The organism is SAR202 cluster bacterium (assembly GCA_016872355.1).
Lineage (GTDB): Bacteria > Chloroflexota > Dehalococcoidia > Lucifugimonadales > VGZY01 > VGZY01.
The window spans coordinates 1-25,119 of the sequence record VGZY01000005.1 but is presented as its reverse complement, the minus strand read 5'-3'; the positions used below and the strand labels follow the sequence as shown (position 1 = coordinate 25,119).

Genomic DNA, 25,119 nt, shown 5'->3' with positions numbered 1-25,119 from the left:
AATGCCCGCCAAACAGCAGTCCTCCATGCTTATCATCGACGGCGACTACCCGATGGCCATAGGCGCGCTGGATATGGCGCGCGATCTGCGCAAGCCCATCGACGAGGTGCGGCGCGCACCAAGGATACCGGCGCTGACGACGAGCCGGTCCGGGCTGGCGGATGTCGGGACGATGGCGACGCTCCCTGAGATGCGCAAAGGGCGCATCGCCGCGGCGCTGGTCAAGACGGTGGCGTGCGTGCTGAAGCCCGGCCACCCTCACGGCGAGTTCCGCTCGTACGAGTCCGCTTACGCCGGGGCCATGGGGCAGCTGTACTACTACCGCATCCTCGAAAAGCAGGGCGAGGCGAAGATACTCGCAACCTCCAAGCAGTTCGCCGACCACATGAAGATTTGGGAGTCCGCCACTGACTACGAGAAGCTGCCGGTAGGCTTCGTCATCGGCATGGAGGGCGCGGACGCCATCTCCTGGCCGGACCAGGTGCACGAGTGGCATGCAGACGGCCTCCGCGTGATCAGCCTCTCCCACTATGGCGTCAGCAAGTACTCGCACGGCACGGGCACCGGCACGGATGGCGGCCTGACCCCGGACGCGAAGCCTCTTCTGAAGAACATGGAAAAGCTGGGCATGATCCTGGACGTCACACACACCTCGGACGCCTCGGTCCGCCAGGAGTTCGAGAAGTTCGACGGCCCCGCGCTCGCCAGCCACCAGAACTGCCGCGCCATCGTCCCCGGGGAGCGCCAGCAGCCGGACGATATCCTCAAAGAGGTAATCCGGCGCGGAGGCGTCATCGGCTCGTCGATGGACACCTACATGCTCAACAAGCACTACCAGCTCAATTGGGCCTCCACGAGCATCCCTGCCAGGCGTGCGGTGTACCCCAGCGAGCTCATAACGATTGAGGACGTGGCCGACCACGTCGACTACGTGTGCCAGCTGGCTGGCAGCTCCAAGCATGCGGCGATCGGCGGCGACACCGACGGACAGGGCGGGTCGGACGGCGCGCCGCACGACGTGGACACGGTGGCCGACTACCAGAAGCTCGCGGGCATTCTGGAAAAGCGCGGCTACAAGCGCGCGGACATTGAGAACGTCATGTACAGAAACTGGCAGCGCTTCTTCGAGAAGTGGCTGGGGAAGTAGGAATGGCGCCCATTAGGGTTTATTGTGACACCTCCGTCTTCGGTGGGCTGTTCGACCCGGAGTTCACGGTAGCGAGCAAAGCTTTCTTTGAGCAAGTTTTGGAAGGCCGCTTTGCCTTGATCACTTCCTCAATAGTCGAGGAAGAGCTTGCTCTGGCCCCACCAGCCGTTCGAAAGGTATACTCAGGTTTGGCGGGGATTATTGAAGTCGTGCCGATATCTGATACCGCAATACAGTTACGGGATGCCTACTTAACCGCTCAGGTCGTTGGCTCGAAATCGCACAAGGACGCACTTCATATCGCCGTGGCTTCAACCTCAGACTGCAGGATGGTTGTAAGCTGGAATTTCAAACACATAGTCCATTTTCAAAAGATCCCAGTTTACAATGCGATCAATACGGTGTATGGATTGCCGCCTTTGGGCATCTTCTCACCGAGTGAGGTGATCCATTATGACAACGAAGAAAATTAAAGTGAGAGATATGATCGACCGGAGCGCGCAGGCTATTAACAGCCTTACGACCGGCATGACCACTGCGGAAGAAGTGGTCTTCTGGGAGGAAAGGCGGAAACGGTTGGTTGCGTGGCAAGATCAGACAGACAAGGCTATTACAAAGGCTGACCTTGTCCTACTCACCGCAGGAATCGCTCCTCCAAAAAAATTCGACGCGGTGGAGATGATGCACGAGGCCCAATCGGCGCTGTCGCAGCAGATGGGGAACAAGACGGCGGAAGAGGAGATTGCTTACTGGAGAGAGCGCGACCAAGCCCGCAAGCCTGGTACCAACAGTGCTCAGCCACCCAAGGCAAAGGCCCATAAGAGCAAGTCCGCCACTACCAAGTCACGTCGCAAGTCCTCCGAAGCTGCTTAACGGGAGAGACAATTGACAACCTCAACCAAGAAGGACATCTCCACCCGTGCCCTCTACGCGCACCTGATGCGCCGCGCAGGGTTCGGCGCGCACCCGGACGAGCTGGACCCGCTGCCGCTTGACTCCCGCCAGCAAGAGGAAGTCCTCCTGACGGCGGCGCAATCGCTTTTCGCCGTTTCGCTGCTTCTTGATTTGAGGATGTCCCTGGTGGGCGCGCTACTACTCATGGGACTCTTCCTTATCCAGCTCCTGATTCCCGGCGCGCATATGGCAGTGACGGTAATCTACTTCATTCTCACGGCTGCCAACCTCATCGTCTACCGCAAGAGGATAGGACTGGCATTCAAGTGGCTGCGCAAGAAAGCGGCCCCGCAAGCCGTCGGCTGAAGGCGCATGCTGATGGGAAGTCCGGCTTCGTTAGGCCGGACTTCCCATCAGCAGATTGCCGATAGAGCGTGGCGTCGCGGCCGCCGTCCTAACCACCGGACATCTCTACCAGCCGGGCGAGCTTGCTGTAGTATAGTTGTCTCCACCAGCGATGGATACGCCTCAAGAGCGGAGGCCCTCAGGATGCACGACAGCAGAAAGCGCCAGATACTCGTGGCCGTTGCCGTCGCCGCCATTGCCTATCTGCTGTACGTGGCAAGGGACGCGCTTTTCCCCTTCATCCTCTCCGTCGTCCTGGCCTTCATCCTCACTCCAATCGTCACGAGGCTTGAAGGGATAATGCCATGGCGGCGCCGCCGCCCCGCGCTGAGCCGCATTCTCGCCATCGCGGTCATCTACCTCGCCGCCCTCTGCGTCGTCGCCCTGGCGGTCCTCCTCATAGTCCCTCCCGCGGTGAGTCAGGCATCGCAGCTTATCGACCTGGTGCCGGAGCTATTCACCCGCGCACGGATCGCAATTGAGAGCTGGAACCAGGAATACGTAAACAGGATCCCCGAAGAGATTCGCGTCCAGATACAGAACGGGCTGAATGAAGTGGGCGAAGTCACCATTTCCGCCGCACGCTCCGTGGTGATGCGCACCGTCGAGGCTGTATCCTCCGTGTTCACCATCGTATTCGGCCTCCTGATAGTGCCCTTCTTCCTCTTTTACATTCTCAAAGACCAAGAGAAGGCCGCTGCGTCCTTCTACGACCTGTTCCCCGCGCGCATTCAGCCCCACGCAAGGAACATCCTGGCCATAGTCAACACCGTCTTCGGCAGGTACGTCCGGACCCAGTTCGTGCTCGTGATCGTCGTTGGCGGTATGGTCTTCATCGGCCTGTCCGCCATCGGCGTTCCATACGCGGTCCTGCTTGGCATCATCGCCGGCCTGACGGAGCTCATCCCGGTGGTGGGCCCCGTCCTCGGCGCAATCCCGGGCATTCTGGTTACTCTCGCCACATCTCCTGAGGACGTTGTATGGGTGGTACTCCTGTACGCAGGCGTCCAGGTGTTGGAAAATACCCTGCTGGTGCCCAGGATACAGGGCCACGCGGTGAACATTCACCCTGCCGCCATTATGGTCATCCTCGTCGTGGCGTCGCAGGTCGGCGGCCTGTGGGGCGTCATTGCCGCCGTCCCCATTGCGGCCGTCACCAAACAGGTCTACAAATACCTCTACAACGAGTGGAGCGACAAGGAGACCCCCGCGCAGATCGGGGCCAGTGTGGAGCCGGACGCCATGGGCAGGAAGCACCAGCCCGGCAGCGAGACCCCGGACGATTCGAAGAACGAGACTCCCGCCGACGCCGGCAACCCGAACAGGTAGCAATGGAACGACCCAACGCACTCCTCGTAAGCGTCGACCACTGGCCGGGCAGCCTGGTAGGGGCGCTCGGCCACCCTGCTATCCTCACGCCAACGCTCGACCAGCTTATCGAGACCGGAATCGCCTACACCAACGCCTACTCCGCCGTCCCCGCCTGCATCCCGGCCCGGCGCGAGATAATGACCGGCACCCACGCCCGCACCCACGGCGACCGCATATTCAAGGAGTACGAGCCAATGCCGGAGGGGCTGCCCACCATGGCGCAGACCTTCCGGGACGCGGGGTACCAGGCCTACGCGGTCGGCAAGCTGCACGTCTACCCTCCCCGCGACCGCATAGGCTTTGACGACGCGCTTCTCAACGAAGAGGGGCGACACCACCTGGGCATGGTGAAAGACGACTATGAGATGTTCCTTGCGGAGCAGGGTTACGCAGGACACGAGCTGGCTCACGGGATGGGCAGCAACGACTACACAGTTCGCCCGTACCACCTGCCGGAGCGCCTGAGTTGGACGAACTGGACCGCAAGGCAGATGTCCAGCTACATCGTCAGGCGCGACCCATCAAAGCCCGCCTTCTGGTACATGTCCTTCAATGCGCCGCACCCTCCGCTGGCGCCGCCGAAGGACTACCTCGAAATGTACGCGGACGTAGACATCGATATGCCCGTCTACGGCGACTGGTGCGAGGACTTCGACGCGATGCCTTACGCCATCCGCGTGAGACGCTTCCCTCGCGGCTTCTATTCCGACGATGCCATTCGCGTCGCCCGCCGGGCGTTCTACGCGCTGTGCACCCACATCGACCACCAGATGCGCCTTGTGATAGGCCTGTTGCGTGAGGAAGGCCTCCTGGAAAACACAGCTATCATGTTCACGTCGGACCATGGGGACGTCCTCGGCGATCACGGTACCTGGGCGAAGGACACTATGTACGAGGGCGCCACCCGCATCCCGATGGTCCTGGCACCTCCTGCAGCCGGCAACAACATGCCGCGAGGCAAGCGCGACGACCGCCTCGCGCTTCAGGCCGACATCATGCCCACGCTGCTCGCAATGTGCGGCATCCCGGTCCCCGGCACAGTGGAGGGGCTGGACCTGCTGGGCGAGAGACAGCGCCAGGTCCTTTACGGCGAGCACTACGAGGACGCCCAGTCCACACGCATGGTCCGTGACGCTCGATACAAGCTCATCTACTACCCTGTCGGCAACCGCGTGCAGCTCTTTGACCTCCATCTCGACCGCGAAGAGACCCGCGACCTTTCAAACGATCCTGCCCACGCTGATACGCGCGCGCGCCTGGAAGAGGAGCTCATATCCCTCCTCTACGGCGGAGACACCGACTGGGTCCAGGACGGCAGGCTCGTCGGTCTGCCGGACATGCAAGGGCCGAATCTTTCCCACAACGACCGCCAATTGGGCGGCCAGCGCGGATGGCGCTTCTGACGCGCGATTGGCATCTAATCCGGTTCACCCATCACTCCCTCTCTGGAGCGACCAATGGATAGACCCAACGTACTCCTCATCAGCGTGGACCACTGGTTCGGCCAGATGATCGGCGCGCTCGGCCACCCCACGGTGCTGACGCCCACACTGGACCAGATCATCATGAGCGGCGTGGCGTTCACAAACGCCTACGCTCCCACGCCGTCCTGCATCCCGGCCCGGCGCGAGATAATGACCGGCACCCACGCCCGCACCCACGGAGACCGCGTCTTCAATGAAAAGCTGCCGATGCCGCAGCACCTGCCCACGCTGGCCCAGACGTTCCGGGCCAACGGCTACCAGACCTTCGCCGTCGGCAAGCTGCACGTCTACCCTCCCCGCGACCGCATAGGTTTCGATGACATCCTGCTGAACGAGGAAGGCCGCCACCAGTTCGGCCTCCGGAAGGACGACTACGAGCTATACCTGCACGACGAGGGCTACTCCGGCCAGGAGTTCGGCCACGGCATGTCTCACAACGACTACCTGACCCGCCCTTGGCACCTGCCCGAGAAGTTCCATCCGACGAACTGGACGGCATACCAGATGAGCAAGGCCATCGCGCGGCGGGACCCTCGCAAGCCCTCGTTCTGGTACATGTCGTTCAACCACCCGCACCCTCCGCTGGCCCCACTGGCGGAGTACATGGACATCTATCGCGACCTGGAGATCGACGAGCCGTTCACGGGCGAATGGGCGAAGGACCGCGCGAAGCTGCCTTACGCCGTCCGCGCGCGCCGCCACAGCCCGGACCTCTATCCCGATCGCGCCGTCAGGAAGGCCCGCCAGGCGTTCTACGCCCTTGCGACGCACATAGACCACCAGATACGCCTTGTCATGGGCACCATCCGCGAGCTGGACACCACCGGGAAGGACCCCAAGGCATACGGCACTTACGGCATCGCGCCCGGCAAGGGCACCCTGGACAACACGATCATCATGTTCACCTCCGACCACGGGGACATGCTCGGAAACCACGGCATGTACGCAAAGGCGGTGATGTACGAGAACTCCATCAAGGTGCCCTTGCTCCTGATGCCGCAGGCCTCGCGCAAGGACATCGGCAAGAACCGCCGCGATGACCGCCTCGCTGTGCAGGCGGACATCTTTCCTACCCTGATGGACCTGTGCGGCATCCCGACGCCGCCGACCGTGGAAGGCCTCTCCCTTGTGGGCGAAAAGAAGCGCGACTACATCTACGGCGAGCACTGGGAGAACGCCTTCGCGACGCGCATGGTCCGAAACCGGCGCTACAAGCTGGTCTACTACCCGGTGGGCAACCGCTTCCACATGTTCGACCTGCAGAACGACCCGAACGAGATGCACGACATTTCTGAGGACTCGGCACACGCGGCCGCGCGCAAGGAGCTTACGGAACTCCTCATCGAAAACCTGTACGGCGACGACCTTCGTTACGTCAAAGACGGTAAGCTGGTAGGCACACCGGACAGGATCGTCTTCCGGCCCTCTATGCCGGACGGCAGCTACGGCAATCAGCGGGGATACCGGTACTAGCTTTCCTGCAGGCGCGAAGGAGGCACACGCATGAAGAACCTGGAAACGCTCCTCAAAATTGCCTTGCCCGTCCTGGGCTGGGCCGCGCTCATGTTCATCGTGTTAAGCCTGCGATCAACAAAGATGGAGGTGATTCCAACGTCCTCCGTGATCGAGGAGACACGCACCGTCTCGCCGGTGGACCGTCCCTCTGAGTACCGATTCTCATTCACTGACGACGGTCGCATAAGCGCGCGGCGCGAGCCGATTCTGGATGTCGGCGGCACGATTCTCGATACGCCCGAGGCGTTCCTCGCCGCGCTACCGCCGGGCACGTCCGTCCACACCGCCTACGTCACCGTCCCGCGCGGCAACCTGCCCGCAGGCCAGTCGGGCGCTGCGGCGCGCAAGGTGTACTTCTCCCTGCGCGATACCACAGGCGCAGACAGCATGCTGGCATACACCGAGGACTACCGGATCAACGTGACCGGGTTCCTCGGAAGCCACTCCGTCATACGGTGGACGCCCGACAATGTCACCGTCCAGTGGTCCAACTGGGGCAACATCTTCATGGCGCTGCTGCTGATGTTCGTCCTGGGCGACCTCGTCGCCGTGCTGATCGCATGGCGACTGCTGAACCCGAAGTACCGCGGACCGCGCCTGGTCACGCCTCTAGACCCAAAGCGCTACAGGGCCACCGGAGCGAAGATGGATAGACCCAACGTACTGCTTATCTGCACGGACCACTGGTACGGCCGCCTCATAGGCGCGCTCGGGCACCCCGCCATCCTCACACCCACCCTCGACCAGCTAATCGAGAACGGCATCGCGTACACCAACGCCTACGCCACAGTCCCAAGCTGCATCCCGGCACGCCGCGAGATCATGACCGGCGCGTTCTCCCCTACACACGGCGACAGGGTGTTCAAAGAATACGAGCCCATGCCGGAGGGCCTGCCTACCATGGCGCAGACGTTCCGAAACGCCGGCTACCAGGCCTACGCGGTCGGCAAGCTGCACGTCTACCCTCCCCGCGACCGCATAGGCTTTGACGACGCGCTTCTAAACGAGGAAGGCCGCCACCACCTGGGCATGACGAAGGACGACTACGAGATTTTCCTGGCCGAGCACGGCTACGCCGGGCAGGAGCTTACCCACGGGATGGGCAGCAACGACTACAACGCGCGCCCTTTCCACCTGCCCGAGCAGTACACGTGGACAAACTGGACCGCGAAGCAGATGTCCAACTACATCGCGCGCCGCGACCCCTCGAAGCCGGCGTTCTGGTACATGTCGTTCAACGCGCCGCACCCGCCGCTGGCCCCGCCACAGCACTACCTGGACATGTATGCAGACGTGGACATCGACATGCCCATCGTAGGCGAGTGGGCGCGCGACCTTGCCAAAATGCCGTACGCGCTACGGTCGCGTCGCTTCGGACAGGACCCGTATTCGGACGCCGCGATCAGGCTGGCGAGGCAGGCGTTCTACGCTCTGTGCACGCACGTGGACCACCAGGTCCGCCTGGTGCTGGGGCTGCTGCGGGAGGAAGGTCTGCTGGAGAACACGGCGATCATGTTCACGGCCGACCACGGAGAGATGATCGGCAACCACCGGCAATACTCGAAAGACCTGTTCTACGAAGAGGCGACGAAGATACCGATGGTTTTCACGCCGCCCGCGAACAGGAAGGACATGCCGCGCAACAAGCGGGACAACCGTCTCGTTGCCCAGGCGGACATCATGCCGACGCTGCTGGAGCTGTGCGGCATACCGGTGCTTGAGACCGTCGAGGGCCTGTCGATGCTGGGCGAGAAGCGCCACGAATACCTGTACGGCGAGCACTGGGAGGACACCCGCGCCTCACGCATGATTCGAGACAACCGGTTCAAGCTGATCTACTACCCGACGGGCAACCGCTTCCAGCTATTCGACATGCTCAACGACCCCGACGAAATGCAGGACATGTCGGACAACCCCGCCTTCGCAGACATACGCGAAAGCCTGGTCAACGTGCTCAAGGGCCGCCTCTACGGGCAGGACCTTCGGTACCTGGACGCGTCCGGCAACCTCGTAGGCGAGCCGGAGCCCGCAGACGACAGCGGTCCCTCCGAGCGCGCCCTCGGCGGCCAGCGCGGCTGGCGCTTCTGAAGGGTAGCACCCCGTACCCCTACTGGAACGGCGCCGTCACCTTGCCGCCGTGCCAGGGGAAAGCGTACGACGGCTTGTTCACGAACCGCTTCTGCCCGGCCAGCATGCGGACGGATGTGGACGGCGGGAGGGTCACGGCAAAGTACTGCGAGTCCGCCCGCACCGACCGTTCACCGTCCTCGCCCTGTACACGGCAGCGGACCTCCGTGAAGCTGTGCTCACCGAACGCGCCCGCCTGCACGATCACCCGGCGCGTCTCAGTGAAACTGGTGTTGACAAGCTGGATGCCGCCCGAATCGCCCGTAACCGTATCCACCAGCGCGGCGACGTCCGGCGGCAGGCCGGGGCGCGCGCGGTCGGGGTCGAAGTAGCGCACGCGCGCCTGGAGCAGGCCTCCGTTGTAAACCGTCTGCGGCGCGCCCAGGGCCATCTGGATCAGCGCCTGAGTATTGATCGGGCTGCTGGGCTCGATGTTGTCCTCTATCATCTTGTCCGCTTCGCGCTCGTCCACGCGCTGTTTGTCCACCACGCGCAGCACATCGCCAAGCTCGGCGGACAACGCCTTCACCGGCCAGTCCGGGTTCTTCCCCTCCAGGAACATGAACCGCGCCTTGTCCGTGTCCTGGAACGACTTCTCTCCCACCTGCGGCTGCTCAAGCCAGTCGACTGACTTGTTCGTGTCCCGCAGGTAGTCCAGGAATGCCCGGTCGTCGTCAGACATCGAGTTGTGCCAGATATGGATCGGCTCCTTCGTCCGCAGCGGCGCGTGGTTGAACCACCCCTGGTACCCGTGCATCGTGGGTGCGACGAAGTTGCCCTGCTCGTCCTTCTTGCCGTTGTCCATCAGCACCTTCACCTGCGAGCGGATCAGGTCCAGGTAGCCGTAGTCGCCGCTGAGCAGCAGCGCACACTCCGCGCCGATGGTGAGCGAGTGGAAGATGTTCGTCATGCCGCGGCAGCTCCAGCCGTACAGGCCGCCCCACCACTGGCCTTCGCGGAACTCGCCGATCTTGCCACCCCAGCCGATGTTGTCCGGCACAATGCCGTTGTTCAGCTTGATGCGGTCCATCCACCCTTCAACATAGTCGAGCACCCACTTCCGGTACTTTTCCTCGCCCGTGTACAGGTATGCATTCGTGATCAGCGCCGTCGCCGCGTTGCTCTGGGGCGTGTCGCCCCTCAGGACGATCTTCTCGAAAAGGTCCACGATCTTGTCGCGCCGCGAAGGGTCGTTCTCCCAGCCGGGCTGGAGCTCTTTAATGACGGGGTAGAGCGTCGAGCGCCTGCCATTGGGCGCCATGGGATTCTGCGGCTTGCCCTGCAGCCACCAGATGGCCTTTTCAACGGTGCCGTTGGTCCATGGCCCCTCGCTCGTCTGAATGGGCGACAGGAAGAACCCGCGCTTCGGGTCGAAGTTCTGCGCCTCCGGGTCCTCTCCCATGAACATGGCAGCGAAGCGGCGGGAGCGGCGCACGTTCTCCGAGATCGTCGGGTCGGCAAGGCCGAACCCGTAGAACGCCATGTTCCCCTCGCCCATGTGGTGCCACTCGGACGAGCCGGCACCGGACTGAGTCTGCTTGTTGAAGTACTCGTTGTGAAGCTGCTGGTTGTACTTGCGCCAGTCGCCGTGCTTGAAGTGCGTGTGCTTCTTGCGGTGGACGATGCCGTCGTCGTTGTAGCGCGTGATGGCGTTCCATGAGCTGAGGCCCAGCTCCAGCACACGGTCGCTGCCGCCGATGGCGTAGAAAAGCCCCCAGTTGTAGAAGCGCTCATACAGGTCGTCCACGCAATCGCCGTAGTACAGAGCGCCTCCGCGCTCCTGGTACTTGCGGACCATTACCTCCGCTCCGGCCTCCATCGTCTGCATAAGCTGCCGCTGCATCAGCGCCCACGCCGGCGGCGCCCCCACCTTAGTGGCGGTAATAGTCTGCATTTCAGGTAAATCCACGCGCGCCATTAGTTTCCCCTCTTCAATAAGTTTCAGCGCCCACGCGGTAGGGGCACGTCTGAGACCTGCCCTGGTTCCTTTCGGGCGGGTTACCGATTGTCGCGGACCATTGCCGGCGTCTGCCTGTCCGGTGCCCAACGAGGGCCCCGATTACATCGGGACCCCCACCGAAATCCGGCTTTCACCGGCCCTGCTTCCTCACCACCGCCTCGATCCCCTCCAGCGCGTAGTCGATATCTTCCGACGTGATGCCGTAGTACGTCACCAGTCGGAACCGCTGCTGGCCCATGTGGTAGAACTTCACCCCGCGCTCAGCGAACCTCTGTGAAAGCTCGTTCCCCGGCGCACCGGCAATCTTACAGAAAACCAGGTTTGTCTGCACTCCCTCGGGGTCGATCTCAACGCCGGGAATCGACGCCAGCCCGCGCGCCAGCCTGTAGGCATTTTGATGGTCCTCCGCAAGCCTGTCCACCATGTGCTCGAGCGCCACCACGCCGGCCGCGGCGATTATCCCCGCCTGCCGCATGCTGGAGCCCAGCAGCTTCCGCCACTTCCGCGCCTCATCGACCATCTTCTTCGACCCGCACACGATCGACCCCACCGGGCAGGCGAGGCCCTTCGAAAGGCAGAACGTCACGGAGTCCACGTCCTTCACAAGCTCTGCCACTGGCACGCGAAGGTAGACCGCGGCGTTGAAGAGCCGCGCGCCGTCAAGGTGCACCGGCAGGTTGTACGACCGCGCGATCTCGCCAGCCTGCCGCATCATCTCCGGCGTCACCACCTTGCCGCCTACCAGGTTCTGCGTATTCTCGATGCACACGAGGGTCGCCTTCGGCCAGCCGTATTCACCTGCGTGGAGGGTAGCCTTCATCTCATCCAGGCTGAACAGCCCGTCGTCCGTGTTCTTCAGCGGGTAAAGCGACACCCCCGCGATCTGGGCAACCCCGCCGCCCTCGCCCAGGTAGATGTGCGTCTGGTCGCCGAGCAGAATGTGGTCGCCGCGGTTGGTCTCGGCGAGAATCGACACCAGGTTGCCCTGCGTCCCGCTGGAGACCAGCAGCGCCGCCTCCTTGCCCAGCATCTTCGCGGCCATCGCCTCCAGCCGGTTAACGGTGGGGTCCTCCCCGGAGTCGTCGTCGCCAAGCTCTGCTTTCGCAATCGCCCTCCGCATCTCCGGCGAAGGCAAAGACTTCGTATCGCTCCTCAGGTCAACTGTCCTCATATTCCTCTCACCCGTAGCAATTCCCCGATATCTTATACCCCCCGGTGAACCTTCTGCACGCCACATGCGAATAGATAGTAGGATACGCGCGAAATCCCGGTCCGTCTCCCGTGAAACATGTGGAGCAACAATGGATGAGAAAGATGCGATCGAGCGTTGCCGGCTAGGTGACCTTGACGGCCTCGGCGTGCTGTTTGCGATTCATCGCGACGCCGTGATGCGGACGGCGTACGCCATCTTGCGCAATAAGGTGGCAGCCGAGGATGTAACCCAGGATGTCTTCGTCCACGTCTTCAGGTCCATCCGGGGTTACGATGCCAACCGTCCCTTCCGGCCGTGGCTGCATCGGATCGCCGCCAATCTTTCGATTAGCGAGCTGAGGCGGCAGAACCGGCGCGGAGCGCAGTTGGAAGAGGCGGAATGGCTGCCTTCGCCTGACATGGCGCCTGATGAGCAGGCCATACAATCAGAGGCTAGCGCAGCACTGTGGCACGCCATCGGAGCCCTGTCTCCCGAGCACCGCATGGCGGTCGTGCTCAGATACTACCACGGGTTCAACGAGGCCGAGATGGCGTTGGCGATGCACTGTAGAAAAGGCACCGTGAAGTCCCGCCTGCACAACGCGTTGAAGAAATTGGGCGAGACATTGCCTGCTGAGTTTGCCGAAGATGCGGACAGGCCAAATTACGAAGATCTCCACCGTGCATCAACACATTAGTGACAGAGCGATCAGCCTGAGGAGATACGACGATGAAAGAATCACAGCGCAACATCAATGAGGATGCCGTCAGGGCAGCCCTTTCGGAACGGCTCGATCCCATGACAATCGAGGCCGACCGGTGGAAGGCCATAAGTAGAAGGGCAGCCCGGCCGACCAGGACGTTCACTGTCCCAGGGTATGTAAGGGTGGTAACCGCTGCGACAGCCGTGGCCGTAATTGCGATTGCCTCGGCTGCCTATATGGCGCACATCAGCCCTGGAAGCACCGCTTCCCCTCTCTCGCCAAGGGATGCATTCGCCGCCGCTTACCAGAAGATGTCGCAGGTAGAGACAATCCACTACGCGATGGAGTCTGTCCGGCATTCTCCCATTACGCCCGGTTTCGTTACCACCAGCACATACGCTTATCAGGACGACCTTCTCCGCGGGATTGGCTTCCTGGAGATAACGTCCACTCAATCCCGCAACGGCCAGGTGACGACCCGAGTCGAATTGCAGACGCTTAGAACGAGCAGCGTCCTGTTCAGAAGAGAGCCGTTGGACCGGTCCGTCTTACCGTCCGTACTGGGCCCATGGACGAGGAGTAGCGCCCCCAACGGTGTGATCGCATCCGGCGATTTCAAGTCCACGGCAGTCTTTATGTCCGACCTAGAGCGGCTTACCGAAGAATTCGATGAGATTTCCAGGATCGAAACGACGACTTTAAGCAACGAGAAGGTTGACGTATACCACGCCGTCCGTCGCGAATGGAGCGGTGAGCGCACGCCGTCCCCTATCGGCTCCGCTCTCAAGGACACGTGGACGATCAAACTCCAGAAAACTACCCTGGCCGTGTGGATAGGGATGGACGACGGACTTCTGCGCAGAATGGAGGTCACCATGGAGGCTACCGCGGACCTGCCGGTATTCTCCAACGACGAGGCCCAGAAAGACTGGTGCAAGCCGTTCGGTGAAGGTTATGGAGAGGTCACGAGCTACGGCAGGCCCGATCGGGAAGACCTCCTTCAGGACCAGACGTGGGACTGGCTCCCTCCCAAGCAGATCGATTGCGTAAATACGTCCACGGGAGAACGCGTAAATGTGTGGCGACTCCCCCAGCAACCCGATGGCCCTTTCCGCAGCACCATGACGAGCACCACCATCGTAACGGCGGTCAACCGGCCGCTCTCGCTTCCAGCCGACATTCCCGAGGAAATCCAACAGCTTCTTAGCGTGCCGGCAACTAGTAAATAACCCCCGGAGCGCTTCGCCTATGCGGCAGCCCTTTGCTACCCGCAAAAAGACTGGGGGCGGGTCTGTGTGACCCGCCCCCCTCGATAAATCGCATGGCTTCTGGCCCTATCTACTGCACGGTGCCTGCCGGGACCGGCGGGATGCCGCCCTGGCCGCGCAGGCCGCCGCCGCCGGCCTGGCCCTGGATGCCGCCGCGTACGCCGCCGAATGCCTGCTGGCCCGTGGAGACAGACGTCGCGGCTATGACCCCACCCGCGCCCGGCTGGCCGTTCACTATCACCGGCTCGCCCACCTTGAGCTCCGCGATCGTACCTGCGCGGGTCCAGTTGACGAACGTGTCCGCCGTTATGTTCACGCGCAATGGACCCTGGGCGGTGTTCACCGTGACCACTTCGCCCTCAATCTTGTCCACGGTGCCGGTGAGACGTTTCGCCTGCGCCTGGGCCTGCGGACCCCCACCCTGTCCCTGGAACCCTCCCCCCTGTTGGAACTGCTGGAAGAGCTGCTGCCGGGTCCGCGGGTCTATCTGCCCGCCGAGCTGCCCACCCGCCTGGCCGCCTAGGAAGAACCCCCCGGCCTGGCCCTGCTGCTGAGGCGCAGTCGTCCCGCCCTCCTGCCCCTGGAAGCGCTGCGCCAGCCCTCCAAGCGGCCCGCCGTCTTGCGGTATTTCGGTGAATGAGAAGGCCGTGTACACGTTGTCGGCATCGCGCTGGCCGGCTACCATTACGGTTGAACCGACCTTCAGGGCTGACGCGGTGCTGGTCGCGCTGATTGTAATGACGGTGTCCGCCCCTATGGTCGCCTTGACTTCGCCCTGCTGCCCGTTGATCGTCAACGTGGAGCCATCGATGGCCACGAGCGTCCCGATGGCGCCGCCCCGTTTGACGAACGCGCCGCCGCGGCCTCCTGGACCGCCGGGGCCGCCTGCCTCCAGCCTCTGCCTCAGCTCGGCCGCCTGCGCCGCCGTGATCTCTCCGGCGTCCACGCGGGCCTGTATCTGCGCGAGGATCTGCTCCATCCCCTGCTGCCGGTCGGCCGGAGCCGCGGGCGCCGCAGCGGTGGGCTCGGCGGCGGGAGCCGCCTGGCTCAAGGCGCGGCTGGGGGTCGGAAGCCCTGAGATGGCAGATGAACCTGCCGTCTCGGCGGCAGGCGTCCCGCCGGCACAGCCGACCATAATCGCGCTGCCAAGCGCGGCGAGATATGCCAGAAACCCGACCGTCCGCTTCATAAATGCCCCCTGTGAAGCCCTCGATAGCTTACTCGTACCGCAGCGCCTGGATGGGATGCAGGCGCGCCGCCCGCATCGCCGGGTAGATTCCGAAAAAGAGCCCGATCCCCGAGGATACCACCAGCGCCAGCAGGGCTATATCCCCGCTGAACGCTGTCGTGAACGACTGCGTCCCGAAGCTCTTTCCGTCAATGAAGTTAGACGCCGCGAGCCCGAGCGCAACGCCCGCAAGGCCGCCGCCAAGGCTCAGGAGCGTCGCCTCCAGCACGAACTGCAGCAGGATGTCCCTGCGCTTCGCGCCGATAGCCTTGCGTATGCCGATCTCACGCGTCCGCTCCGTCACCGAAACGAGCATGATGTTCATAATGCCGATGCCGCCCACAAGCAGCGATATGCCCGCGATAGCCCCTAGGAACACAACGAACGTGCTGGTGGTCTCGTTCAACGCTTCGATGGTCTCCTGCTGGCTGCTTATCGTAAAATCGTCCTCGCCCGTGATGCGGTGCCGAAGCCGCAGGACAGTCGCGACCTCCGTCACGGCCTGCTCCATAAGACCGGCGCTTTTTACCTGGACGTTAATCAGCTGGACGCTGATCGACCCCTCCGTCGTCCTCTGCGAGGACAGCCGGTAGTACGCCGTTGTGATCGGCACGACGATCTGGTTGTCGAAGCTGCCCTGCGCGCTGCCCCCCATCTTCTCCAGCACTCCCACTACGACGAACTGCCTGCCGTTGATTCGAACAAACTCTCCTACCGGGTCCCTGTTTCCGAACAGCGTCTCGGATACAGTGGCGCCGAGGACGGTCACCTCGGAGTAGTTGGAGATATGCTGCGGCTGGATGAAAGCCCCCGAGTCGATGGACATGCCGCGCACAGGCGCATAGTCCGGCGTCACGCCGACGACCTGCGTCCTGGTGTTCTTCCTCCCCGCCACCACCTGCCCAACAGTCCGTATCTCCGGCGCCGTGGCGATAACTGACGGCGCAAACAGAGGGTCCACGAGGGCGAAGGCGTCGTCAAGCGTCAGCGTCGTCGCGCTCCCCGCCAGCCCGGCGACGCCGCCGACGGTGGTAGCGCCCGGGTTCACGAACAGCAGGTTGGTGCCGAGCGACTCTATCTGCGATGTGACCTGCTTCTGCGCGCCCCGCCCGATGGACATCAGCGCGATGACCGCCGTGACGCCGATGACGATGCCAAGCAGCGCCAGCCCGGCCCGCAGCCGGTTGGAGTTCAGCGAGGAGAGCGCCGTGATGATGGTTGAAATGCTGTTCATATGCCGCTAAACCCTCGCCCCGGCCGGGACGGCCGCGCGCACCGGCTCCTGGAGCTGGTCGCGAATGACCTTGCCGTCTCGCATCGTCACCACCCGCCGGGCGTGCGCCGCAATGTCCGGCTCGTGAGTGACCAGGATGATCGTGATGCCGTCCTCGTCGTTCAACTTTTGAATGAAAGCCATGATCTCCCCGCTGGAGCGGGAGTCCAGGTTGCCAGTCGGCTCGTCGGCCAGCAAAATCGCCGGGCTCTTCACGAGCGCCCGCGCGATGCCCACACGCTGCTGCTCTCCGCCGGAAAGCTCGGACGGCTTGTGCCCCGCCCTCTTGGCCAGGCCCACCCTGCCCAGCGCTTCCAGCGCCCGGGCGCGCCTGTCCGCCACGTTGCCGTACACGAGCGGGAGCTCCACGTTTGCCACGGCCGTAAGCTTCGGCAATAGGTTGTACTGCTGGAACACAAATCCGATCTTGCAGTTGCGCACCTCGGCAAGCTTGTTGTCGCTCATCCGGCTCACGTCCTCGCCGTCCAGCAAGTACGCACCGGTAGTGGGAACGTCCAGGCATCCGAGCAAGTTCATCATGGTGGACTTGCCAGACCCCGACGCGCCCATGATCGCCAGGAACTCGCCCTTCTCGACCGCCAGGGTCACGCCGTCCAGGGCGTGCACGTCCACCTTACCCAAACGGTAGACCTTCGTCGCGTCCGTTAATACTATGAGCGGGTGTGCCACGGCTACCGGCCCCCCGGCACAAGGCCGCCCTGGCGGCCTATCCCACCCGTGCCGCCAAACTGGCCTCTGAACTGGCCGCCGGTGGCCCCGCCCGCGCCGGTGACCCCGGCCTGCCCGCCACGAATCAGGTTCCGCTGGGTCTGGAACGATTGCAGTGTGTTCGCCGTGACCTGCGATGTCGTTACGACAGTCGTGGTCATCGCCACCCTATCGCCTTCGGCCAGGCCGGATGTCACAACGGTCCAGAAGTCATCGCTTATGCCTAGCGTGACAGGCCGCTCCTCAACCTTGCCGGCCGAGCTTACCAGCTTTACCACCGGCGCCTGGTACGTCCCATACACGGCCTGCAGAGGGACCAGGATTCCGTTGCGCTGCTCCTGCACGATAATCTGCGCTACGGCCGTCATACCTTCCGGCAGCGACATGTTCTGCGGAGGCTGCACCGTGATGGTAATCGGGTACGTGACAACGCCGTTCTGAGATCTCGCGGCAGAGGCGATCGACGTGATCTCGCCCTCCAGCACCTGCCCGCCCAGCGCCTCAAGCGATACTGCGGCAGCATCGCCCGTGCGAATGAAGAGCACATCTATCTCGTCAACCGCGCCGGAAAGAACCACCACTTTGGGGTCCACAATCTCTATGGCGGCGGTATTCTGGTTAACGTTGGAGCCAACCGATACGGCCACGCTGGATATGATGCCGTTGAACGGCGCCTTCAGCGTGGCGCCCTCAAGGTTTGCCTCCGCGGTCACCAGCGCCGCCTTCGCGGCGATCAGGTCCGACTCTCGCAGCGCTATTTGCAGGTCGTCCACCTGGTGATAGCTCGCCAGGGTGGTCTCGGCGTCCATGAGGTTCTCGCGGGCGATATCCACCTGGGACTGCTTGACGATAAGCTCGTTAGCGTCCGGGGCTGAAGTCAGCTTCGCAAGGTCCGCAACCGCCTTGTCCAGGTTGGCCTGCGAAATGGTCACCTGCTTGGCCTGCGCCGCGTAGCCCGAGTTCGCCGTGCCGGCCAGCAGGTCCGCCAGCGCCGCCTCCGCCGTCCGCAGCGTCTCGCGGGCCGTCGCAACCTGCTGACCCTGGATATCCAGTTGGAAAACGTCCGGCCCGTCCTTGAGATCAGCTAGCGCAGCTTCCGCGTCCGCCAGGGAAGCCTTCGCAACTTCCACGCTGTTCTTCTTGGCCTGCACCGCATCAGCCGTAGGGCCGGCCATCAGGGTGACCAGATCAGACTTGCGCGCATCCAGCGCAGTCGCGGCCGCCGTCACAGCCGTCTCCGCATTCGCCACGGCCTTCCCCGCCTGGGACTGCGCCGTAACGGCCGCCGTCTGCGCGCTGCCTAGCGCTGCCCACGCGCTGTTGATCTCCTGCTTGATGCACACCCCCTGCGCGGGAAGCGTGATGCCGTCGCACGATGCATAAACAATGCCTGGGAAAAAGGCCAACCAGGTGTAGACCGTCATCTCGTTCCACGGCGTCGCAGGGTTGTCAGTCGGGGTATCGTAGACGAAGCCTGCGATATTCGACGACTGCGTCGACTTGTCAAACAGCGTCTTCAGGTCCGCCCCCCATAGCGAGAGGTACTGCTCCGGCGTCTTCTCCAGTCCGTCCCCTATGTCGATGCCGAGCCACTTCAGGTACACGCCCCGGTAGCCGTCCTCGGCGGTTGAGAGCGCAGCTTCAGCGTTTTTGACATTGCCGTCCCAAGTAGCCTGCGCGCTCTTGAGGTCGTTCTGCGCGCCCAGGAGCGTCGCCTCGGCCGCAGCGATGCGGGAATTCGCGTCCGCGATCTCCGTCACCGTCGGCGGGGCCATCAGGTCAGCATAGGCCGTGACCGCGTTGTCGTATGCCGTGCGGGCGCTGGCGACCGCGAGCTCCGACTTGGCGATGTCCGCCGCGCTAGGGTTCATCAGCTTGTTGAGGGCCGTCCCGGCGTTCCGAAGCGAGGTGGCCGCGCTCGCGACAGCGGCCTTCGCCTTGGCCACATCTGCCTCAGTTGGACTGACAATCCTGTCCAGCGCCGCCTGCGCCTTATCGAGGGCCGTCGTGGCATTGATCACTGCCAGCTCAGACTGTGCGACCGATTGCGCTGAAGGCTTCAGCATGGCGTCCAGCGAAGCCTCCGCGTTTGCCAGCGCGATCTTCGCATTGGCCACGGCGATCTCCGAGTTAAGCACCTGTTTGGCTGTGAACGGGTCTTTCGCGGCGGCCAGCGCTTTCTCCGCGGCAATGAGGCTTATCTTCGCCTGCGTCACCTGCTTCTCAAGCGCCGAAATGGAGTCGCTGTCCAGCCTTGCCAGCGCCTGGCCCTCAGTCACAGTCCGCCCGACCACCGCCGAAAGGTTGGCGACTGTTCCCTGGCGGCTGAACTGCAGCGTCTCGCGGTTGCCGTAAGCCAGGCTGCCGTTAATGGTGATGTCGTTGACCAGGTCGCCCACCTGCACCGGGATAACCTGCTCGTTCTCCCCAAGGCCGTCGTTTGGCCCTGTGGCCATCGAGTATCCCACATACCCTGCCCCACCGGCGCCGACGACGGCCACCGCCGCAATAGCGGCCTGCCACAGCTTCATCCCTTTGATCGCGACTCCCTGCTTGCCAAACATCTTTCACCCTCGCCCTCTTCTGGATAGGCGGGCTCGATACGCCCGCAGGTCCGTCAAAACAGGAAATCGCCTATGTCACCGGGAGGGTGAACGTCATCGTCGTCCCCACGCCAACCTTGCTCTCCACACCGACCGTTCCCCCGTGCGCCTCAACCAGCTTCTTAAAAATCGTGAGCCCCAGCCCCGCGCCTCCCGTCGTGCGGTTCCGCGAAGGGTCCGCGCGGAAGAACCTGTCGAAGATGTGCGGCAGCGCCTCCTGTGGGATCCCCTCCCCCGTGTCCGACACGCTCACCCTTACCAGGCTTGCCGCTTCCATGCCGGCCGATACGTGTATCTTCCCGCCGGCGCCGGTGTGCCGCACCGCGTTCTCAAGCAGGTTAGTTATCACCTGCCCGATGCGCACCCTGTCCATCGAAACAGGAGGAACGGAGACGAACATATCTATCGAGAGCGTTATGCCCTTCGCCGCAGCCTTCGCCTGGAAAGCAGATAGCGCGCGGCGGAGCACGTCTCCGAGCGAGTCCTTCTCCCTGTTCAGCCGTATGGCGCCCGCGTCCACCATCGCCAGGAACTTCACGTCCTCAACCAGGTGCGTCAGGTGCACCACCTGCTGCTCAATCGTCTCCAGCGCGCCGCCGGTGCTCGGCATCACGCCGTCCTTCATCGCCTCAACGTAACCCTGGATGTTGGAGAGCGGCGTCCCCAGCTCGTGGGCAAGGTCTGCCATCAGCGCCTGGCGCTGCCTCTCGGCTTCCTGCAATGCAACCGCCATCGAGTTGAACGTCTTCCCAAGCGCCGCCACTTCGTCGTTTCCGGTGGCCCGCACCCGCTGCGAAAGGTCGCCCGCGCCTAGCCGCCGCGCGGCCACGGTAAGGTGCCTCACGGACCCCAGCATCCGTTGTGAAACGAGCGTCAGCAGCAGCACCCCTGTGAAGCCCGCAACAGCGCCGGTGAGCACGAGGGACCTGTTCAGCGCTGCCCCGAGGCGGGATATGGGCGGGTCGATTGCCGCGGTCGGGTCCGCGCTCGGCGCGATTGTCAGCGACCCTATCTGCGCGCCGAGATTGTTCGCGATCGGCTGAAGCTGCCTTATCGCTTGCCGCGGAAGGCCCGCCCCGCGGCCGCCCATCCTGAAATCGGGATGGAACCGCCGCGGCTCATTCGGCAGCGGCCTGGGGGCCGTTTCGGCAACGATTTTGCCCGTGTTGTCGCGGAGAACGATCTCCCAGCTATAGAGCGATGCCGCGGAGTCCAGCTCATCCTGCACGCCGGCCAGGCTCTGGTTCCGGGCGTAGTAATGGGATATCAGGCGCTCCACGTGCTGCGCGCGCGCCTCCTCCACCGCCTCCTGGTACGCAGCAACCTCCCTCTGGACGGCGCCGCGGAAAAAGAGGCCTACGGCCGTCAGCGCCAGCGCCAGCACGAAGGCGAAGCTGATGATTATCCTGAAGTGGAGGCTATGAAACCACCTGGTCATTGCCGAACCTGTACCCCATGTCATAGACGGTGCTGATGTGTTTCCGGCTGTCCTTCGCGGGCTGCAGCTTGCGCCTCAGGTGGGAAACGTGAGCGTCTACGGTCCTGTCCAGCCCATCGAAGTCGTAACCGAACACCTTGTCGATAATCTCGTCCCGGGAAAATACCCGCCCCGGCTCACGGATGAACATGACGAGCATTCGGAACTCGGTGGCCGTCAACTTCAGCGGCGTACCGCCCAGGTACGCGGCCTTATTCGTCATGTCCACGCGCACGTCGCCGTGCTTCAGCTCCGCGCCCTTTTGCTCCGCCGCGTCCTTCGCAGTCCTCCGGAGCACCGCCCTCACCCTGGCCGCCAGCTCCCTCGGGCTGAACGGCTTTGTCACGTAGTCGTCCGCCCCCAGGTCCAGGCCCGCGAGCCTGTCCTCTTCACTGAACCGGGCGGTGAGCATCACTATCGCGACGTCGGACTCCTGGCGGATCGCCCGGCAGACCTCCATGCCGTCCATACGCGGGAGCATCAGGTCCAGCACGAGCAGGTCCGGGGAGTCCTGCCGCGCCCTGCGCAGCCCCTCCGCGCCGTCGCGGGCGACGGAGACCTCGTAGCCGTCGCGTGCAAGATACATCTTCACCAGATCGGCGGTGTTCGGGTCGTCTTCGACTACGAGGACTCTCGTCGCCACTGCGATACCTTCTGCTGATTACAGGTTCACGCTCGTGTTGGTGGGCGCGGGCGCCTGCTGCGGGGCCGGCTTGCCCGGGTCCGGCCTGCCGAAATGGAACTTCAAAGCCGGGCCACGGCCATGGCCATTGTCGCCGATTCCGGGTAGTATGCCCGGGACGCCCTCAGGCCGCGCCTGGAGCCACTGGAGGTACTCGTCTGCCTGCGCCTGGGTGAGCCGACCGGCCGCGACCATCGCGTCCAGCTTGGCCTTCAGCGCCTCATCCGCGATCTGCTTCTCGGCCTGCTTCACGGCAGCCTGGAACGCCTCAACGGTCACGCCAAGGGCCGCCGCCATCTTCGTCGCGAAGCGGTCAACGGTTGCCGTTCCGTTCTTCATCTTAACAGCATGGAGTAGAACTCGCCCCTTGCCTCCGAGGAGGCCCGTGACGCCGGCCGGCCGGGCGACGTACCAGTTGTAGTACGCGTCAGCCTGGGCCTGGGTGACACGCCCTGCGGCGACCGCCGCATCGAGCGCCGTATTGAGGTCCTCGCCCATGATCTGTTTGTGCGCCTGCTTTGCGGCCGCCTCAACGGCTGCTGCGTCCATGCCGAGTATAGTCGCAACGCGCGACATCAGCGTGTCCTTCGCCGCCGTTGGCGCAGCCTCCTGCGCCGTTACAACCGCACCCGCCCCCGGCAACACTGACGGGCCTGCCGTGCCAGCGAACGCCGTGCCGCCGAGAATCGCCGCCGTGGTCACGCCAACGAGCGCCGAGCGTACCAGCCATCGCCTTTTTAGAACTGACATCTGCATCCTTTCATCTCCTTTCGCCTGTTACCTGCCTGTAGGTCTACCACACTAACAAGAATGTGTGAAGGAAATTTGACGAGAGAGGTGCCGCCCTCGCACGGAGAAAAGAAAAACGGCGACGCTCATCGCTCCTTCCGAAAGCGTTGCGGCGCCGTTTTCAATCGCCGCCATGTCCCGTGATTGCCGCGTCGCCTGGCGGCAGGCATGGCCGTCGTCCCGTCGTCGGACCACCTAGATGGCCGAGCCTGCCGGAGGCGCAGGCGCCGGGGCCTCGGCAGGAGGCGCGTTGAACATGCCGGGGCCGAAACCGTGCCGGCCGCCCATGCCGCCGAAACCGGGGGTCATGTGCGGCATGCCGCCGCGCCCGCGCATGCCGGGTCCACCCGGAGGCATCCCGGGCATTCCACGCATTCCCCGGCCCTTTCCGGGACCGCCCATAATGCCGGGGACGCCTTCCGGCCGCGCCTGGAGCCAGGCGTACATCTCGTCGGCCTGCTCCTGCGTCATACGACCGCCCGCCACCGCCCGGTCAAGATGGGCCTTCACCTGCTCGTCGCCGATCTCGCGATGTGCTTGCTGCATCGCCTCCTCAAGCTTCGCCTCCTCAACGCCGAGTATGGAGGCAACCCGCGAAAGGAACTTGTCCTTTACTGTCGTCACGGCGGACTGGGAAGTCCCATCGGTCCCAGGCTCCGGCGTCTGCGCGGAGGCCGTGCCGGCAAGCACACCAACCGTTACCAGGCCTAACGCTGCGGTCCCCAGAATCAAGTGCTTCTTCGAAATTCCGATTCTCATCATAGCATCCCCTTTCACCTGTGTGTTTTCAGGCTCCCTCTGCAAGGGCGCACCTTAACCTTACCTGCGCGCCGTGAAGGAAATTTGCCGGAATCTAGAAGAATGCGTGAAGACCGCCGCCCGTTGGCGCTCTACCCAGCGCATACGAGCGACTCTTGGAAATCCGCAACTCTCGCGCTACAATGTTTTGGTGCCCCGTCCGCGCCGAAGTAGCTCAGTGGTAGAGCAGCTGTTTCGTAAACAGCAGGTCGAGGGTTCGATCCCCTCCTTCGGCTCCACCCACGCAGCGCATGAGGAAGCCCCTCTCGGACAGTTCGGAGGGGCTTCGCTTTTTGCCTACAACACCATTTTGACGACAACCAGTTTCCGCGCACCGGTATAGCGCTCAGCAATTTACTCTTCCCTCCTCCACCGGACGAGCATCACGGATGCCACGAGCAGCGCCGCCCATAGCGCCACCAGGGCGTCCGCAGCGGCGAAGCGGCCGTCCGCGGCATTGCCGGGGATAGACGCCCCGTCAATCACGAGGAGGCATGCGAACAGCACCGCCGCAAATACGCCGACCATACCCGCAAGAAACTTCTTGTCCACTCTCACCGCCTGTAAACCACGAGGCCCCTGCATTGCCCGGGGCCTCGCCATTTATTCTCACTCTGGCCAACTACTAACTACTGACTACCTGCTCCCATGCGACATCTTCTCTGCAGTCTTGAGCATGTTGATGAACGCGTCTGCCTTCATCGCCGGCATGCTCATCAGCTCCACAGAGCCGCGCGAGCCCAGCTCTACCGAAATCTTCGTGATCGTCTCGTTGTCCGGCGCCTCCAGGATGTTCACGAAGTCGTAAGGACCGAGCGTGGCGTACTGGTCGATGACCTTCGCGCCGAACGCCTCAATCTCCTTGTTGACTTCCTTTATCCTGTCCGGCCTCTGCTTGATCGTCTTCCGGCCATCGTCGGTCAGCTTGCTCAGCATGATGTACATCGCCATTTCGCTACCTCCTGGCATGCTTTAGTAACGAGCCGCATTAATCGCTCAAGTCACAACTGCCACTGTAAGCCTCGCCGGGCTTTACGTCAACCGGCAAGTCGGTGTCAATGCTCAGTGACTTTGTCAGTCTTACTGCTCAGTGATTTTGTCAGTACGACTGGTTTTGGTTGAATCAGTCTCGATCTCCAAGGGTGATCTGGAGCCGGCTTTCGATCCTTGGGCGAGGAGAGGGGCGTGCTGGAGACGGACCCGTCTCCAGCACGCCCCTCTCCTCGCTTGCCCGCCTGAGCTTTTCTTCGCCTTGCTCGCAGGACTGCGGGCCTCAGGGGAGCAACCGTGCTGGCCAGCTCACGCCCCTTGTGCATGACCACGATGCGCCCGTCCAGCCGCTCCTGTACCTCTACGGTCGCCCTGGCGTATGTGCTCCGCTCGCTGTCAGGCTCGATCTGCAGGTCCTCTCCACCAAAGCTCACCGTGTTATCCGCGGCCACTGTCCGCTGGTATCGGAAGCACAGCACACTGT

Annotated in this window: 21 protein-coding genes, 1 tRNA gene and 1 pseudogene; 11 read left to right on the top strand and 12 right to left on the bottom strand. The window is 63.2% G+C overall.

Annotated elements, in window-relative coordinates:
* Nucleotide 1 precedes the first annotated feature (1 nt).
* The 8 genes and pseudogenes from FJ319_02165 (at nucleotide 2) to FJ319_02130 (ending at nucleotide 8,904) form a co-directional block, all read left to right on the top strand.
* A complete protein-coding gene (locus FJ319_02165; protein ID MBM3933099.1) occupies nucleotides 2-1,147 on the top strand; it encodes a peptidase M19 in 1,146 nt (381 codons plus the stop codon).
* A gap of 11 nt (nucleotides 1,148-1,158) precedes the next feature.
* The gene (locus FJ319_02160; protein ID MBM3933098.1) at nucleotides 1,159-1,620 is read left to right on the top strand and encodes a type II toxin-antitoxin system VapC family toxin; all 462 of its coding nucleotides are present in this window, start codon (nucleotides 1,159-1,161) and stop codon (nucleotides 1,618-1,620) included.
* On the top strand, nucleotides 1,601-2,020 hold the full coding sequence (locus tag FJ319_02155; protein MBM3933097.1) for a hypothetical protein: 420 nt from the start codon (nucleotides 1,601-1,603) through the stop codon (nucleotides 2,018-2,020). Before FJ319_02160 ends, FJ319_02155 begins: the two co-directional genes overlap by 20 nt.
* 111 nt (nucleotides 2,021-2,131) lie before the next feature.
* Nucleotides 2,132-2,257, top strand: a pseudogene (locus tag FJ319_02150) (sodium:calcium antiporter).
* 156 nt (nucleotides 2,258-2,413) lie between these two features.
* Nucleotides 2,414-3,775 carry an AI-2E family transporter gene (locus FJ319_02145; GenBank protein ID MBM3933096.1) on the top strand — a complete coding sequence of 454 codons (1,362 nt, stop codon included), beginning with the start codon at nucleotides 2,414-2,416 and terminating at the stop codon, nucleotides 3,773-3,775.
* Nucleotides 3,776-3,777: 2 nt separating this feature from the next.
* On the top strand, nucleotides 3,778-5,220 hold the full coding sequence (locus FJ319_02140; protein MBM3933095.1) for an arylsulfatase: 1,443 nt from the start codon (nucleotides 3,778-3,780) through the stop codon (nucleotides 5,218-5,220).
* A 54-nt stretch (nucleotides 5,221-5,274) separates the two neighbouring features.
* Nucleotides 5,275-6,774, top strand: coding sequence for a DUF4976 domain-containing protein (locus FJ319_02135; GenBank protein ID MBM3933094.1), 1,500 nt, complete (start codon nucleotides 5,275-5,277; stop codon nucleotides 6,772-6,774).
* A gap of 30 nt (nucleotides 6,775-6,804) precedes the next feature.
* Entirely contained in the window at nucleotides 6,805-8,904 is a 2,100-nt protein-coding gene (locus FJ319_02130) for a DUF4976 domain-containing protein (GenBank protein ID MBM3933093.1), read from the top strand.
* Between the two features lie 19 nt (nucleotides 8,905-8,923).
* On the opposite strand, the gene FJ319_02125 is transcribed toward FJ319_02130, so the two are convergent.
* Together FJ319_02125 and FJ319_02120 are read right to left on the bottom strand one after the other, a co-directional pair.
* Entirely contained in the window at nucleotides 8,924-10,861 is a 1,938-nt protein-coding gene (locus FJ319_02125; protein ID MBM3933092.1) for a hypothetical protein, read from the bottom strand.
* Nucleotides 10,862-11,033: 172 nt separating this feature from the next.
* Nucleotides 11,034-12,074: an aminotransferase class I/II-fold pyridoxal phosphate-dependent enzyme gene (locus FJ319_02120; protein ID MBM3933091.1), complete on the bottom strand. Its 1,041-nt coding sequence runs from the start codon at nucleotides 12,072-12,074 to the stop codon at nucleotides 11,034-11,036.
* Between the two features lie 64 nt (nucleotides 12,075-12,138).
* On the opposite strand from FJ319_02120, the gene FJ319_02115 reads away from it, so the two are divergent.
* Together FJ319_02115 and FJ319_02110 are read left to right on the top strand one after the other, a co-directional pair.
* Nucleotides 12,139-12,792: an RNA polymerase sigma factor gene (locus FJ319_02115; protein ID MBM3933090.1), complete on the top strand. Its 654-nt coding sequence runs from the start codon at nucleotides 12,139-12,141 to the stop codon at nucleotides 12,790-12,792.
* A 32-nt stretch (nucleotides 12,793-12,824) separates the two neighbouring features.
* Nucleotides 12,825-14,027 (top strand): hypothetical protein, encoded by a 1,203-nt coding sequence (locus FJ319_02110; GenBank protein MBM3933089.1) that lies wholly within the window; start codon nucleotides 12,825-12,827, stop codon nucleotides 14,025-14,027.
* A gap of 109 nt (nucleotides 14,028-14,136) precedes the next feature.
* Here FJ319_02110 and FJ319_02105 read toward each other — a convergent pair whose 3' ends face one another.
* From FJ319_02105 to FJ319_02070, 8 genes are all read right to left on the bottom strand, one after another.
* Nucleotides 14,137-15,255 carry a hypothetical protein gene (locus tag FJ319_02105; GenBank protein MBM3933088.1) on the bottom strand — a complete coding sequence of 373 codons (1,119 nt, stop codon included), beginning with the start codon at nucleotides 15,253-15,255 and terminating at the stop codon, nucleotides 14,137-14,139.
* Between the two features lie 28 nt (nucleotides 15,256-15,283).
* On the bottom strand, nucleotides 15,284-16,528 hold the full coding sequence (locus FJ319_02100; protein MBM3933087.1) for an FtsX-like permease family protein: 1,245 nt from the start codon (nucleotides 16,526-16,528) through the stop codon (nucleotides 15,284-15,286).
* Between the two features lie 6 nt (nucleotides 16,529-16,534).
* Nucleotides 16,535-17,257, bottom strand: a complete 723-nt coding sequence (locus FJ319_02095; GenBank protein ID MBM3933086.1) for an ABC transporter ATP-binding protein — start codon at nucleotides 17,255-17,257, stop codon at nucleotides 16,535-16,537.
* Nucleotides 17,258-17,259: 2 nt separating this feature from the next.
* The gene (locus FJ319_02090; GenBank protein MBM3933085.1) at nucleotides 17,260-19,860 is read right to left on the bottom strand and encodes an efflux RND transporter periplasmic adaptor subunit; all 2,601 of its coding nucleotides are present in this window, start codon (nucleotides 19,858-19,860) and stop codon (nucleotides 17,260-17,262) included.
* Between the two features lie 70 nt (nucleotides 19,861-19,930).
* Nucleotides 19,931-21,361, bottom strand: coding sequence for a HAMP domain-containing protein (locus FJ319_02085; protein ID MBM3933084.1), 1,431 nt, complete (start codon nucleotides 21,359-21,361; stop codon nucleotides 19,931-19,933).
* Nucleotides 21,318-22,019, bottom strand: coding sequence for a response regulator transcription factor (locus tag FJ319_02080; GenBank protein MBM3933083.1), 702 nt, complete (start codon nucleotides 22,017-22,019; stop codon nucleotides 21,318-21,320). Before FJ319_02080 ends, FJ319_02085 begins: the two co-directional genes overlap by 44 nt.
* Before the next feature lie 18 nt (nucleotides 22,020-22,037).
* Nucleotides 22,038-22,808: a hypothetical protein gene (locus tag FJ319_02075; protein MBM3933082.1), complete on the bottom strand. Its 771-nt coding sequence runs from the start codon at nucleotides 22,806-22,808 to the stop codon at nucleotides 22,038-22,040.
* A 234-nt stretch (nucleotides 22,809-23,042) separates the two neighbouring features.
* The gene (locus FJ319_02070) at nucleotides 23,043-23,606 is read right to left on the bottom strand and encodes a hypothetical protein (protein ID MBM3933081.1); all 564 of its coding nucleotides are present in this window, start codon (nucleotides 23,604-23,606) and stop codon (nucleotides 23,043-23,045) included.
* Between the two features lie 203 nt (nucleotides 23,607-23,809).
* Here FJ319_02070 and FJ319_02065 point away from each other — a divergent pair.
* A tRNA-Thr gene (locus FJ319_02065) sits at nucleotides 23,810-23,884 on the top strand.
* Between the two features lie 115 nt (nucleotides 23,885-23,999).
* On the opposite strand, the gene FJ319_02060 is transcribed toward FJ319_02065, so the two are convergent.
* Nucleotides 24,000-24,197 carry a hypothetical protein gene (locus FJ319_02060; GenBank protein MBM3933080.1) on the bottom strand — a complete coding sequence of 66 codons (198 nt, stop codon included), beginning with the start codon at nucleotides 24,195-24,197 and terminating at the stop codon, nucleotides 24,000-24,002.
* A gap of 84 nt (nucleotides 24,198-24,281) precedes the next feature.
* A complete protein-coding gene (locus FJ319_02055) occupies nucleotides 24,282-24,596 on the bottom strand; it encodes a GYD domain-containing protein (GenBank protein ID MBM3933079.1) in 315 nt (104 codons plus the stop codon).
* Nucleotides 24,597-25,119 lie beyond the last annotated feature (523 nt).

Bases quoted from the DNA above. Each gene is read 5' to 3' on its own strand.
- FJ319_02165 (MBM3933099.1), top strand. From the start codon at position 2: ATGCCCGCCAAACAGCAGTCCTCCATGCTTATCATCGACGGCGACTAC.
- FJ319_02155 (MBM3933097.1), top strand. From the start codon at position 1,601: ATGACAACGAAGAAAATTAAAGTGAGAGATATGATCGACCGGAGCGCG.
- FJ319_02145 (MBM3933096.1), top strand. From the start codon at position 2,414: ATGCTGATGGGAAGTCCGGCTTCGTTAGGCCGGACTTCCCATCAGCAG.
- FJ319_02140 (MBM3933095.1), top strand. From the start codon at position 3,778: ATGGAACGACCCAACGCACTCCTCGTAAGCGTCGACCACTGGCCGGGC.
- FJ319_02135 (MBM3933094.1), top strand. From the start codon at position 5,275: ATGGATAGACCCAACGTACTCCTCATCAGCGTGGACCACTGGTTCGGC.
- FJ319_02130 (MBM3933093.1), top strand. From the start codon at position 6,805: ATGAAGAACCTGGAAACGCTCCTCAAAATTGCCTTGCCCGTCCTGGGC.
- FJ319_02125 (MBM3933092.1), bottom strand. From the start codon at position 10,861: ATGGCGCGCGTGGATTTACCTGAAATGCAGACTATTACCGCCACTAAG.
- FJ319_02120 (MBM3933091.1), bottom strand. From the start codon at position 12,074: ATGAGGACAGTTGACCTGAGGAGCGATACGAAGTCTTTGCCTTCGCCG.
- FJ319_02115 (MBM3933090.1), top strand. From the start codon at position 12,139: ATGCGAATAGATAGTAGGATACGCGCGAAATCCCGGTCCGTCTCCCGT.
- FJ319_02110 (MBM3933089.1), top strand. From the start codon at position 12,825: ATGAAAGAATCACAGCGCAACATCAATGAGGATGCCGTCAGGGCAGCC.
- FJ319_02105 (MBM3933088.1), bottom strand. From the start codon at position 15,255: ATGAAGCGGACGGTCGGGTTTCTGGCATATCTCGCCGCGCTTGGCAGC.
- FJ319_02100 (MBM3933087.1), bottom strand. From the start codon at position 16,528: ATGAACAGCATTTCAACCATCATCACGGCGCTCTCCTCGCTGAACTCC.
- FJ319_02090 (MBM3933085.1), bottom strand. From the start codon at position 19,860: ATGTTTGGCAAGCAGGGAGTCGCGATCAAAGGGATGAAGCTGTGGCAG.
- FJ319_02085 (MBM3933084.1), bottom strand. From the start codon at position 21,361: ATGACATGGGGTACAGGTTCGGCAATGACCAGGTGGTTTCATAGCCTC.
- FJ319_02075 (MBM3933082.1), bottom strand. From the start codon at position 22,808: ATGTCAGTTCTAAAAAGGCGATGGCTGGTACGCTCGGCGCTCGTTGGC.
- FJ319_02070 (MBM3933081.1), bottom strand. From the start codon at position 23,606: ATGAGAATCGGAATTTCGAAGAAGCACTTGATTCTGGGGACCGCAGCG.
- FJ319_02055 (MBM3933079.1), bottom strand. From the start codon at position 24,596: ATGGCGATGTACATCATGCTGAGCAAGCTGACCGACGATGGCCGGAAG.